This window comes from Paenibacillus sp. S-38 (assembly GCF_049942825.1).
Lineage (GTDB): Bacteria > Bacillota > Bacilli > Paenibacillales > NBRC-103111 > Paenibacillus_G.
In genome coordinates, this window is record NZ_CP187970.1 from 2,897,950 (window position 1) to 2,910,835 (window position 12,886).

Annotated in this window: 11 protein-coding genes; 7 read left to right on the forward strand and 4 right to left on the reverse strand. The window is 58.6% G+C overall.

The genetic code is table 11. The features are described 5' to 3' along the window. The first annotated feature begins 45 nt into the window (after window positions 1–45). Window positions 46–525, forward strand: a complete 480-nt coding sequence (locus tag ACP26L_RS13285; RefSeq protein WP_426453113.1) for a hypothetical protein — start codon at window positions 46–48, stop codon at window positions 523–525. Between the two features lie 101 nt (window positions 526–626). Here the strand turns inward: ACP26L_RS13285 and ACP26L_RS13290 are convergent, their stop codons facing one another. The 3 genes from ACP26L_RS13290 to ACP26L_RS13300 form a co-directional block, all read right to left on the reverse strand. Further along, window positions 627–1,586 carry a glycoside hydrolase family 43 protein gene (locus ACP26L_RS13290; RefSeq protein ID WP_426453115.1) on the reverse strand — a complete coding sequence of 320 codons (960 nt, stop codon included), beginning with the start codon at window positions 1,584–1,586 and terminating at the stop codon, window positions 627–629. Between the two features lie 297 nt (window positions 1,587–1,883). After that, window positions 1,884–2,501, reverse strand: a complete 618-nt coding sequence (locus ACP26L_RS13295) for an SAM-dependent methyltransferase (protein WP_426453116.1) — start codon at window positions 2,499–2,501, stop codon at window positions 1,884–1,886. Window positions 2,502–2,572: 71 nt separating this feature from the next. Next, window positions 2,573–3,571 carry a MerR family transcriptional regulator gene (locus ACP26L_RS13300; protein WP_426453118.1) on the reverse strand — a complete coding sequence of 333 codons (999 nt, stop codon included), beginning with the start codon at window positions 3,569–3,571 and terminating at the stop codon, window positions 2,573–2,575. Window positions 3,572–3,806: 235 nt separating this feature from the next. Here ACP26L_RS13300 and ACP26L_RS13305 point away from each other — a divergent pair, with 235 nt between their 5' ends. From ACP26L_RS13305 to ACP26L_RS13330, 6 genes are all read left to right on the forward strand, one after another. Further along, window positions 3,807–4,280, forward strand: coding sequence for a hypothetical protein (locus ACP26L_RS13305; RefSeq protein ID WP_426453120.1), 474 nt, complete (start codon window positions 3,807–3,809; stop codon window positions 4,278–4,280). 323 nt (window positions 4,281–4,603) lie between these two features. Beyond that, entirely contained in the window at window positions 4,604–5,566 is a 963-nt protein-coding gene (locus ACP26L_RS13310) for an ABC transporter permease (protein WP_426453122.1), read from the forward strand. A 57-nt stretch (window positions 5,567–5,623) separates the two neighbouring features. Continuing rightward, window positions 5,624–6,520, forward strand: coding sequence for a carbohydrate ABC transporter permease (locus ACP26L_RS13315; protein WP_426453123.1), 897 nt, complete (start codon window positions 5,624–5,626; stop codon window positions 6,518–6,520). 80 nt (window positions 6,521–6,600) lie between these two features. Then, on the forward strand, window positions 6,601–8,253 hold the full coding sequence (locus tag ACP26L_RS13320; RefSeq protein WP_426453124.1) for an extracellular solute-binding protein: 1,653 nt from the start codon (window positions 6,601–6,603) through the stop codon (window positions 8,251–8,253). A gap of 82 nt (window positions 8,254–8,335) precedes the next feature. Beyond that, window positions 8,336–9,901 carry a response regulator gene (locus tag ACP26L_RS13325; RefSeq protein ID WP_426453125.1) on the forward strand — a complete coding sequence of 522 codons (1,566 nt, stop codon included), beginning with the start codon at window positions 8,336–8,338 and terminating at the stop codon, window positions 9,899–9,901. Between the two features lie 25 nt (window positions 9,902–9,926). After that, window positions 9,927–11,717 carry a sensor histidine kinase gene (locus ACP26L_RS13330; protein ID WP_426453127.1) on the forward strand — a complete coding sequence of 597 codons (1,791 nt, stop codon included), beginning with the start codon at window positions 9,927–9,929 and terminating at the stop codon, window positions 11,715–11,717. 166 nt (window positions 11,718–11,883) lie between these two features. Here ACP26L_RS13330 and ACP26L_RS13335 read toward each other — a convergent pair whose 3' ends face one another. Beyond that, window positions 11,884–12,771: a LysR family transcriptional regulator gene (locus tag ACP26L_RS13335; protein ID WP_426453128.1), complete on the reverse strand. Its 888-nt coding sequence runs from the start codon at window positions 12,769–12,771 to the stop codon at window positions 11,884–11,886. Window positions 12,772–12,886: the final 115 nt, after the last annotated feature.

A 12,886-nucleotide genomic window follows, 5' to 3' on the forward strand; every position in this document is an offset into this window, starting at 1 on the left:
GGGAGGTCTATCCTAGTGGGTCATACCAGGAACGTTATAGTACTCATGATGATCCTGTCAGTTTCGCTGTGTGCGTCCGTCTACGGGGCTGAATACTGGCGAAGCACGCAAACACTGGAAGCGCGCACAAGCCGGCCTGCAGAGCAAGTGACGGCGAATCCGGCGGAGCAGGGCGAAGCGATCGTCCGCGATTATTTTACAGCGCTGATGAACGATAAGACACTGGAGGGTTCACCGTTAAGCTCATTTGAGGTTGGGAGGACGGATGCTTCCAATCCGGACCGGATTCGCGTTTCGGTAACAGCGCATTTTGCGGAAGGACCGGATTGGCCGCCCTTGGACTACTTTGTGGTTCGGGCAGGAAACCGCTACAAGGTACAAAAGCAGATGTGCGTCATGGAGGTGCTCCCCAATACACCGGGCAAATTCACGGCACGCTGCACATCAGATTATACAGAGCGCATCGACGGAACTGTCTCCGTTCCAGGGCCGAACAGCGGAAATCCTCTAGAGGAGGGGCAGTAACCATACCATAGCCTAAATAGAAACGGCGTACCATAGGCAGCCCCATGGTACGCCGTTTTTCACTTGAAATCTAAAAATTTATATCTCACGAGGGCTCGATCTTAGTACGTCGGCCAGCCGGAGGAATCCCACAGCAGGTCGTTGATCAGCAGCTTCGGCGCACCGTTGTCTGTCGCGTCGTAGGCGTGTCTGACGATGATGTTATTGTTGTACACGTCCTGGTGGCCGGGACCCTTCCAGCGGTCATTGCCGCTGTCGAGGATCGTGCCGCCGTTGTTCAGCATGGAGACCCCGTTCTTGTCGAGGTACGGGCCGGTGATGGAGGTCGAACGGCCGTACACCATCTTGTACGTGCTGTCCACGCCGCGGCAGCAGTAGTCAATGGAGGCGAACAGGTAGTAGTAGCCGTTGCGGTACGTGATCGTCGGCGCTTCTATGGCCCCGCCGTTCGTGGTACGTCGGGCGATCGTCGTCAGGCTGCCGGTCGGCTTCATCGTGTTCTTATCAATTTTCACCAGCTTCAGACCGCTGCCGAAGGAGCCGAAGCTCAGCCATGGCTCGCCATTGGCATCGATCGTGAGGTTCGGGTCGATCGCATTGTAGTCGTTGCCGTCCTGCGTCGTGCGGATGACCAGTCCGTCGTCACGCCACTGACCGGAGCCGATGCTGGCCGTCGAGGTCAGACCGATGAGGGACGTGCGGGAGCCGAAGGTGGAGATGGAGTAGTAGAGCCAGTACCGGCCGTTAAAATAGTGGATGTCCGGTGCCCAGACGTCATTGTTGGTGTTATTGGGCACATAGGTCTTCCACCATGAGAGCGGTTGCAGAAAAATCTGCGGAGTACGGTACCAGTTCGTGCCGTTATCCGACCGCAGCACCTGCAGGCCCGTGCCGGTGGAGAACGTATAGTAAGAGCTGCCTTCCTTAATGATGGAAGGGTCATGCACGCCGATGTCTCCGGTCAGGTTCCAGAAGGCGGCGCTGGCCGGGATCACGGAGGTGAGTGCCATGGCGCAGCTGAGAGCGGCGGTGACGAGCCATTTTTTGGCGGGCTTTTTCATACGAATTCGCTTCCTTTCAATTAGGGAATTGGGATTGCAGACGTACGGTTAACGCCGCTATTTACGGATAGGACTGTGTCACCTCCATTCCAAGTCATGATACGTGATACGGATGGGCTTGCGCAGAAGGACCGCTGAAGTGGGATATTGGGGCTGAATATCACTGAAAGCGCATCCATCTACAAAATTTATGTTAAATAATTGATATTAATTTGTCAATATTTTCTTTTATTAATTTATAACTATATAAATGGTAAAGGGTGAGAAAAAGGCCGCCGAACGCTCGGCAGCCCTTCTTTAGGTTGGTTTCTTGGCGATGAGAATGCTTGCCGCATGCCGGTGGGGAATGCCGCTGGACGAGCAATCGAAGATGACGGACTCGCTTGCGAGTGTAACCCAGTGTGGATAATAGTTCTCCAATTCCTGCGGCTCGTACAGGTATTCGTTCTTCCCCCAATCGGGAGCTGTCTCCACATCGGGATGCCGTGTGAAGGCGAACAACACGTGAAGTCCGCCGGCAGCCGTGCGGTCCTGCCAATGGCGGAACTGCCGGGACCGGTTCTCCGGATGCAGGTACTGGAGTGTACCTATCGAATAGACGACATCCGCTTCGGCATCGGGTACCCAGTCATTCAAGTCACCCTCCAGCGTACGGATGGACACTTTCGCTTCTTCCGCCAGCCGGCGGGCTTTGGCTAGGCCCGCAGAGGAGAAGTCCATGGCGAGCACATCGAAGCCCAGCTTTGCCAGGAACACGCTGTCCCGTCCTTCCCCGGCCCCGAGGTCCAGCAGCTTCTTTCCCTGCCGGCCGCCTTCCGGAATGAATGCGGATACGCGCTTTGCCAGCTCGTTAGGTTCCCTGCCCCAGTAATACTCTTCCTGCGTGTAGATCTGCTGCAGCTGCTCTTTGTCCATGGATACAGCCTCCCTTTGTGTGATGCTCTCATCATAGGGATTGACGCTGCGGCAAGGTCAAGCGCATGATGCTACCGGATCGGTACCGCATAGACGATGTGCACCATGCCGTCGATCTGTCCGTGTTTGGTCACATAGCCGGCATCCTCGAGCCACTGCAGCAGCCGCGGCAGGGAGGGATAGTGCTTCCCCTGCCAGGCAGCGGACTCGTCATCCGCAGTCACCATCCGGTCCACGATGCAGATCCGTCCGCGGGGCTGCAGCACCCTGCGGATCTCGCCCAGAGCCAGCACCTTCTGGTCGTCGGTCAGATGGTGAAAGGCGAAGCTCGTCACCACGAAGTCGAACCGCCCGTCCAGATAGGGGAGTGCGAGAAAATTTCCGAGCTTCGTCTCCATCCCGGGGTTCTTCCGGCGGCACCTTTTCAGCATTTCCTTCGACTGGTCCACGCCCGACATCCGTACACCGCGTTCGATGAGCCGTGCGGCCAGGTTGCCGGTACCCGTCCCGATATCGAGCCCGTTCTCCCCGGGAATGGGGGCGAGCCACCGCACGGCGGTCTCCAGCGCCTCAGTATAGCCTCTGTACTCTTCGGCATCGGTGAGCACCCGTTGGTCGTGAAGGCCGGCGAGCCGGTCGTAGTTCCACAGGTCCTTCCAGTCCCGGCGCTGCTCCCGCAGCCGTTTGGAGCCCTCGGCGAGCGCATAGATATCGTCCAGCGGCAGCGATTGGTGCTCCTTCAGCATACCGATCATATAGTCGGTCGTCTCGATAATCTGCTTGATCTCCAGCCACTTCGAGAACATGACCGAGCGCTGGAGCTCCAGGTAATACTGCAGCTCTTCGTGATCCCGGGCATCGCTCTGCTCCAGCGCCTTCTTGATGTCCTCCAAAGGCATGCCGGATTCGCGGAGCGCGATGATGGTCTGCAGCCGCCAGATGTCCTTCTCGCTGAAGCGGCGGTATTGATTGTCGTCCTGCTTGGCCGGGGCGATCAGCCCTTTTTCTTCATAGAACCGGATCGCCCGAGCCGTAATGTTGAGCCTCTCTGCGGCTTCTTTGATCTTCAATGGGATTCCCTGCCTTCCATACTACCAAATTAAATGTTAACGTAACGTCAATGTAAAGGGGGGGGGGGGCTTGTTCTTCCCTACGCATATGGTCTCTAGCATAAGGCTTCTTGTTGATCATTTTAGTTCTATTTGAAACAGAATGGGGGATTAACAAAGGACCTGCAGATGGAAGTTCTGATATACTTCGGTTAGATGAATGGAGAGATGGTACCTAAAAAAGGGGGCTGCCGTAATGGCTTTAGTACATGACTTTATTCTGATTTCACAAAATGACTATAACGCCCTGCTGCACAGCACCGAGATTTTAAAATACAGAGACAGACATCCGGCAAATGTTGCCGTTATGAGTGATGGCATGTTTGCATATATGCAGGATTCGCTAAGCTGGATCGAAACCCACAACCCTTCTAAGAACGTGAGGGAGTATGGATTTAACCGGTATGGTCAGTCCATGGTAGAGAGAAGGGGAGCGGAGAAATTCCTGAGATTGATGGAAGCTTGGTTTCTGATCTTTTCCGAAGCACCTGACCAAGTGATTCTGACAGGTGAATATACTTGGGATGGAGCCGAAGCCCCCATAGAATCGGGATACTATGAACCCTTAACATTCCAAAGGGAAGAAATGCTCGATTGTCTTGGCAGGCTCATTTCATTTGCAAAGAAGGTTCAAGAGGAAGATTACATTATTATCCAATGCGGCATTTAGCCTTCTGTAATGTGTATAAAGTGCCTTTGGCGTTTTGCGGAGTAAGGTGGAATGCAGTTCGGAGAGAGAATGGTGGGGTTGACGGAACGTAGATCCCTTCCCAAACCGAACTTATGGATCATACATCAAGAGGACCGTCCGGGCACCGGACGGTTTTTCTGCTTTCGGATAAGGTAAAAGAAATAGCGTAGGATCGCATCATTGAAAAGTATCATTTTTAGTTGATTAGACAGATAGATGCAGCACTTACAGAGGGATACAATGAAGACATGAAACGGGCAGCATAGTAAGCTCAAACGGATCTGATGGAGGGAGGAGCGGCAGTGGCCGAACTTACGGTAAGCGGCAGCAGCGAAACCGCCAAACGGCGGCCCCGCCGGAGTGCCGTGCAGCGGTTCCTCGGGCAGCTGGATATCCAGCTCATGGTGTGGCCCGCGCTGATCCTGATCTTCGTCTTCAGCTATATTCCGATGTACGGCGTGCTGATGGCGTTCCAGGATTACAACATTTTCGGCGGGATGAAAGAGAGCCCCTGGGTGGGGCTGAAGCACTTCAACATGTTCTTCCAGGCGGCCGAGTTCGGCGAAGTCATGCGCAACACGATCGTGATCTCGCTGCTGAAGCTGGTCATCGGCTTTCCGGCCCCGATTCTGCTGGCGCTCATGCTCAATGAGGTCAAGCATATGATGTTCAAGCGGGTCGTGCAGACCGTGTCTTACCTGCCGCACTTCCTGTCCTGGGTGATCGTCGCCGGGTTCGTGATGTCCATGCTGTCGACGGATAATGGAAGCGTGAATATCGCGCTGCAGGCGGCGGGCCTCATCGGGGAGCCGATTAATTTCCTCTCCCTGCCGGAGTATTTCTGGACCATCCTGGTGTCCACCGGCGTGTGGAAGGAGATCGGCTTCGCCTCGATCGTGTATCTGGCGGCCATCGCCGGCATCGACCCGCATCTCTATGAAGCCGCCGAGATGGACGGGGCGGGGAAGATCAAGCAGATGTTCCTGATCACGCTGCCCTGTATGATGCCGGTGATCATTATCTTCATGATCCTGGCAATCGGCAACCTGCTGAACGCGGGCTTCGACGATATCCTCCTGCTCGGCGCAAACCCGGTGCTGCGCGACGTCTCGGATGTCATCGATACGTACGTCTACCGCGTAGGGATTCAGAATTCCCGCTACTCTTACGCAACCGCCGTCGGATTGTTCAAGGCCGTGATTTCCGTTGGCCTGCTGGCTATGGCGAACTACGCCGCACGCCGTTCGGGGAATTCCCTGTGGTAGGACTGGCGGTGTCCTCACCTCACAGCGGCGCACCGCTAACCGAAAGGAGAGAAGCTTATGATCCGGCTCAGCCCGTCGGACCGCGTCCTGATGGCCTTCATTTATGCGGCGCTGGCCCTGCTGGCGTTTACGACCTTTTACCCGTTTTGGAATGCGGCGGTCATCTCGTTCAACAAGGGCTCGGACACAATGCTCGGCGGCGTGACGTTCTGGCCCCGCGCTTTCACGTGGGAGAATTATGAAATCGTCTTCAACGACAAACGGATCCTGACCGCCTTCGGCGTCTCGGTGCTGCGGACCGTGGTAGGGACGGTGCTTTCGGTGCTCGCCACCGCCTTGTTCGCCTACGGGCTGTCGAAGCGGGAGCTCATGGGCCGCAAATTCTACATGGTGGTCTGCATCATCACGATGTACTTCAGCGGGGGGCTGATTCCTACCTTCCTGCTCATCCGCGAACTCGGCATGATGAACTCGTTCTGGGTGTTCATTATCCCTTCGCTGATCTCCGTCTGGAATATGATCATTTTCCGCACCTTTTTCCAGGAGCTTCCCGCAGGTCTTGAAGAGTCGGCAAAAATGGACGGCTGCGGCAACTGGGGCACGTTCATCCGGATCGTGATGCCGCTCTCGGGTCCGGTGGTGGCGACACTCGGTCTGTTCACCGCCGTGTATCACTGGAACGATTGGTTCCTCCCGAGCATCTACATTACGAACCAGGACCTGTTCCCGATCCAGACGATGCTGAAGCAGATCCTGAGCTCCAACATCATGAGCGAGCAGATGTCGCAGATGGACTCGGCGGCCCAGGGGCGGCTCGGCCAGATGCAGACCGTGACCACCAAGTCGCTGTCGATGGCGACGATGATGGTGGCTACCGTGCCGATCATGCTCGTGTACCCGTTCGTGCAGAAATATTTTGTCAAAGGCGTGCTCGTCGGCTCGCTCAAGGGCTGATGTCCGCCTCCTGCAGGGGAATGGCTTTACAAGCATGAGCTGTTCACATACAATTCCGATGAATGAGAGGGGTTAACGGGATGATCAACAGACAAAGAGGATGGGCGGCGCTCAGCGCATCGGTGCTCGCCACCGTAACAATCCTGGCGGGCTGCAGCAGTCAACCCGCACCTTCGGGGGGGGCCCAGACCGGCACGGGGAGCACGGGAGGGTCGCCGGTCGAGCTGGGGTCGAAGCCCCTGGAGTTCACCTTCTACGGACACTATGACTGGTACACAATGCCGCCGTGGGGCGAAGATGCCGCGACGAAGTGGATTAAGGAGAACAAGAAGGTCACCGTGAAGCCCGTAAACTCCGGCGGTGCGGCCAAGCAGAAGCTCAATACGATGATCGCGTCCAATGAGCTGCCGGACGTCATCTGGACCGACCGCGGATCGGACGTGGAGAAGCTCCGTGAAGCCGGGATGCTCGTAGCCTATGACGAATACATCGAGAAGTATCCGAACCTCAAGAAGTGGCTCGGGCCGGAAGGGCTGAACATGCTGCGCTCCCCGGACGGGAAGATCTATCAGTTCCCGAACTGGTACACGAATCAGCCGAACGGCAACGCCGGCTATGTCGTTAATAAGAAGATCTACAAGGAGCTCGGCTCGCCGAAGCTCGAGACGACGGACGATCTGTATGCCTACCTCCGGATGGTCAAAGAGAAGTACCCGAACGTCGTGCCGTATGAGCCGCATCTGGCCAAGGACGGCCAGGGCCTCGACGTACTGTACTCGGCCTTCGCGGAGAACCATCCGAACAGCTTCGTAGGCAACCGTGCGGTGCCGAACGGGGATAAGCTGACTTCGATCTTCACCGATCCGGTCTTCCGTGAAGCGACGCTGTATACGAGCAAGCTCTTCCGCGAGAAGCTCATTACGCAGGATGCGCTGACGCAGACGGTCGACCAGATCACCGAGAAGGTCGTGAACGGCAATGTGGCGGTGTTCGCCGGAGCGAGCCCGACCGACATCGGATTGAAGGCGCATACGGCGCTGTCGGCGAAGGACCCGGGAGCCGGATATTTCGTGATCTGGCCGATCCACAAGGCGGGGCTCGACAAGAACAAGATCTTCCCGGGCAACTATACCCAGCTCGGCTGGAACGTCTCGCTGATCACCAAGGCGGCGAAGGACCCGGAAGCAATCTTCGCCTTCCTCGACTGGTATACGGGGCCGGAAGGCCAGCGCGTCCAGATGTGGGGCCCTCCGGGGATGTATTGGGACGGCCTTGAGGCGGACGGGATTACACCGAAGTTCACGGAGAAGTATTCGAGCGACACGGAAGGGCTGTCGAAGCTGCAGTCGGTGACGATCAACCTGATGTGGAACGGCAATACCGTGTACATCGATTCGACCAAGGCGAAGTATGAGAATACGCTGCCGGTGGAGAAACGCAACTGGGCGACTCGCTGGCAGTCCGAGATCACGTGGAAGACGCAGGCGAACGCGACGGAATTCATCAACCTGAAGCCGCTGCCGGATTCGCCGGAGGGAATCTCCGAGCAGACGATCAACGACATTTTCCTCGAGGCACGGGCCAAGGCGCTCTTTGCGAAGAGCGATGAAGAGGTCCTGGCGATCCTCGACAAGGCGGAGAAGGATGCGCAGGCGGCGGGGTATGCGAAGCTCCTCGAGTACAAGACGCAGAAGTGGCAGGAGAACCTGAAGCAGATGAAAGGCGGCAAGTAAGCGCTCTATTGCCAAACGACAGGGGGAGGGTATACTGAAAAGTATATCCTTCTTTGTATTTGCCAAAAGGAGGTCCAAAGACATGTACAAAGTGCTGCTCGCCGACGACGAGAATCTCGACCTGGAAGGAATGAAGACCTTCATTCCTTGGCAGGAGCTCGGCATGGAAGTGGTGGATGCGGTGAACAGCGGCTTTGCGGCTTGCAAGGTGCTCGAGACCGAGACGGTCGATATTCTGGTGACGGATGTGCGGATGCCGAACATGTCGGGCCTGGAGCTGGCGAAGCGGGCAATCGAGAAGCAGGGAGCGCTGCGCGTCATCTTCGTCAGCGGCTACCAGGACTTTCATTACGTCAAACAAGCGCTCGCCCTGAACGCTTGCAGCTACGTGCTGAAGCCGATGGACGACCAGGAGCTCATCGACTCCCTGGTGAAGGTGCGCGGGCAGCTCGATCAGGAGCGGGCGCGCCAGGAGGCAGACCTCGCCTACAAGCAGATGATCCCGATCGCCAAGAACGAGTATCTGCTCCGGCTGCTCGAAGGAAGCACGGGAGCCGACGTGCTGCAGGCGCTCGGCACCGGCTACGGCATGAACGGCTGGAGCTGGCCCGGCCGGGCGGCCGTGCTGGAGATCGACGACCTCGCCTGGAAGCTCGGCCCGCAGGAAGGCCGCGAGGCTGGCGGCGAGCCGCAGGCTTTCGTCCCCGAGGTGATGGAGCTCAGCCGCAGGCTCGGCATCGAGCATGTATGCAAGGTCAGCCGGCAGCGGATCATGCTGCTGCTGCCGGCTGACGGCGCGGAGCTGGCCGAGGAGGTGCTGCGGCACTTGAACGAACGCAGCGCCTTCACGGTCACGGCCGGGCTCGGAGGCGAGGCGAGCGAACTGGCGGCGCTTGCGGATTCGTACCGGGAGGCGGCGGAGGCGCTCGAGTACAAGATGTTCTACGGCAAAGGCCGGGTCATCTCCTCGGGCCAGCTCCGGACGGCGCAGCGGGAGGATTCCCGCAAGCTCGATCTGCAGCTCGACGCCCTGTTCGAAGCGATGGCGAATTACGATCTCGTCCGCATCCACGATGAGCTGCAGCGGCTGTTCCAGGTGGCGATGAGCCTCAAATCCCGTTTTACGATCCACAACTTCGCCCTGGCGCTGCTCATGAAGCTTGACGAGCGGCTGCGGACGATGAACGAGGACCTGTTCTCCCTGCTTGGCATGGAGCTGCAGGATCTGGATATTCTTCACCGCTTCGAGACCATAGGCGATATCCATTCCTGGCTGAGGCGCCGGGTCTTCGAGGTCTCGGAACGGCTGCACACCCGGCGGCGCAACAAGAACTGGAAGCTGGTCAGCGAGATCCAGGCGTACCTGCAGACGCATCTGGCCGAAAACATCACCCTGAAGGATGTGGCGGAGCGCTTTTCCTTTTCGCCCAATTATCTGGGGTCTCTGTTCAAGGAAGAAACGGGGCGAGGCTTCAGCGAATACCTCATCACGCTGCGGATGGAGAAGGCCTGCAAGCTGCTGAGGCAGAGCAAGCTGAAGATCTATGAGATTGCCGAGGGCGTGGGGTACCGCTACCTGCCGTACTTCTCCCGGCAGTTCAAGGAGACGTATGGCATGACGCCACTCGAATACCGGCGCAAGCATTAACCGTACAGGGCGGAGGGGATCACTTATGGGGCAGTGGAGGCAGACGAATCCGTATCTTCCCTTCGGCTACAAGCTCATGCTGTCGTTCTGCGTGCTCATCCTCATTCCCGTACTGCTCGTCGGCTATACGGCGAACTCGATCTTCGTCGGGTCGATCCGCGAACAGACGCGGGAGAACATCCGGGGCACGCTGCAGCAGATGAAGGATAATATCGGGTACAAAATGGCCGAGGCCAAACGCGTCTCCGACATGCTGTACTTCGACTATACGCTCGGCGACCAGCTGCGGCACTACCAGGAGGGGTGGGTCAGCTACGAGGCGACGACCAAATATCTGCTGCCGAAGCTGCGCTCCACGCTGGAGACGACTTCGGGCATGCTCTGGCTGTCGGTGTATCTCCACAACGAGACGCTGCCTGAGGTATACCAGAACTACGAGGGCGCCGATCCTTTGACCCTGAAGAACCGGCTGTTCGACCTGTATCACATCCGGCGGATTACGGACAAAGCCTGGTACCGGGAGTACCCGCAGGAGAAATACGGCGTGACGATGCGCTGGCAGCAGGTAGAGGATGACGCGCAATACGGACGGATCTCACTGCTCCGGCGCATCGTGGACACGCGCAACCCGCTGAATCTGGAGGAGACCGGGTTCATCCGGATCTCCGTCCGGCTGGCGGATCTGTTCGAGAGCGTCGACTATACCAAAATCGGCCAGGGGACGACGCTCCTGGTGGCCGATGAGGAGCGCCGTTCCGTGGTGATCTCAACCGGAGCGGAGGGCGGAGGAGGCGCGGACGTATGGAGCGGAGAGGAGGCAGGGCGGCTCTACATCCGGGAGGAGCTGCCCGGGCTGCCCTGGAAGCTCACCGCGGTCATACCGCCGGACATCACGGAGCGGGATACGGAGAAGGTGCGGACGTGGACGATTCTGATCTGCCTCGGCTGTATCGCCGTCTTCCTGGCTATCGGGTACTTCATCTCCCGCTACTTCTCCCGCCGGGTATCGAAGATTGTGAAGGTGCTCGATTCGTTCCAGGAGGGGGAGTTCGACCGGCGGCTTCACTTCAGGGGACGGGACGAGTTCACCCAGATCTCGGAGGCGCTCAATGAGATGGGGCAGCATACGGGCAATCTCATCCAGGAGGTCTACCTGACCCGCATCCAAAAGAAAGAGGCGGAGCTCGAGTCGCTGCAGGCGCAGATCAACCCGCACTTCCTGTACAACACGCTCTCGTCCATCTCCCGGCTCGCGAAGTTCGGACAGACCGACAAGCTGCAGCGGATGGTGCTCGACCTCGCGAAGTTCTACCGCCTCTCGCTTAACGAAGGGCGGACGGTGATCCCGGTCGCGGACGAGCTGGCGCAGGCCCAGGCGTACATGAATATCCAGCAGACGAAGTACGAGGAGCGGCTGCGCATCCTCTTCGACATCGAGCCGGAGATTCTGCCGTACACGACGGTCAAGCTCATCCTGCAGCCGTTCATCGAGAATGCGCTCGAGCATGCGTGGTGCGGCGACCGCATTCACATCCGGATCGTCGGACGGCTCGAGCAGGGCAGCGTCGTCTTCAAGATCATCGACGACGGGATCGGGATGGACCGCGGGCTCATCCGCCAGGTGTTCGATCCCGTGCAGGGGCAGCATGTGGGCTACGGCATCCGGAACGTCGACCAGCGCATACGCCTGCACTACGGCAAGGAATACGGCGTGGAGATCGAGAGCCGGCCGGGCATGGGCACCGGCGTGCGGATCACGGTTCCGGCGCTCAGCGGTGAAGCGGCTGCACAGGCGGCCGCCGGTGAGGCGTCGTAGGAGAAGAGCGGGCCTGCCTGAGAACGATGCGGGCCGCCGCCGGCGGGGTCCGGCGGCTTAAATTGCCGGGGGTCAAACACCAGGCGGCTCGTTAGAGGGATCATCGGAATCAGGGCGGTCGGGGGCACCAGTTCGGCCGCAGCCGGACGGCTTTCTCTTCGTCTTCTCATGTTGCGAACATTTGGATGAACCGGCGGGCCGTCTTGGGCAGGTAGCGGTCAGTGAGCCACAGGATGCCGACGCCGGACTGCACCTCCGTATCGGCGATCGGCAGCGTCTTGATCTGCGGCAGCGTGAACGAGGCCATGACGGAAGCGGGAAAGACGGTGGCCCCGATCCCGGCGGCGACCAGCGCGATGATGATGGCCACGGAGGAGCATTCGCCGATGACGCGGGGCTCGAAGCCGTGCTCCCGGCATTCCTTCATGACTTTCTCATGCATGCCGGTGGTCTTCTCCGTCTTGAGGCTGAGGAACGGAACGTCCGCCAGCTCGTTCATCCGGATGCAGCCAGGGGAGAAGCGGCTGCTCCAGGGAGCGGGGATGACGGCCACGAACGGGTCGGACGGCAGGGGCAGCACCGCATGCTCGGCGCTGCCGGACGCCTCGAAGGGCAGGCGGGCGAGGATGAGGTCGATGCTGCGCTTCTCCAGCTGTTCGCCGAGCTGGTAGTGGTCGCCCTCCTGGATCTTGAACGTCACCTCCGGATACCGCTCCCGGAACACCTCGATCTTCGGCGGCAATAGCGAGATGCACGAGACGACCGAGCCGATGGACAGCACGCCCCGCACGCCTTCGTCGAGCTCCTTGACCTCCTGCACCGTCTCGTGGAACTGGGCCAGGAGCGTCTGCGCCCGCTGCCGCAGACGCTCCCCGGCCGGCGTCAGCTTGAGCCGGGAGCCGCTGCGGTCGAACAGGGTGACGCCAAGCTCCTGCTCCATCTGCCTGAGCTGCCGGCTGAGCGGCGGCTGTTCGATATTAAGCACCTTTGCCGCACGCGTGATGGCGCCTTCTTCCGCGATCGCCAGGAAGTAACGCAGCTGGCGAATATCCATGCTCTTTCACTCCTTTGCGCTCTCCATACCTATTAGGTATGATTATCCCATAAAACAGATCCTTTTCATATAGGAGCCGGAGTGGTATTATACTTTTCAACCAAACCAATTCGAG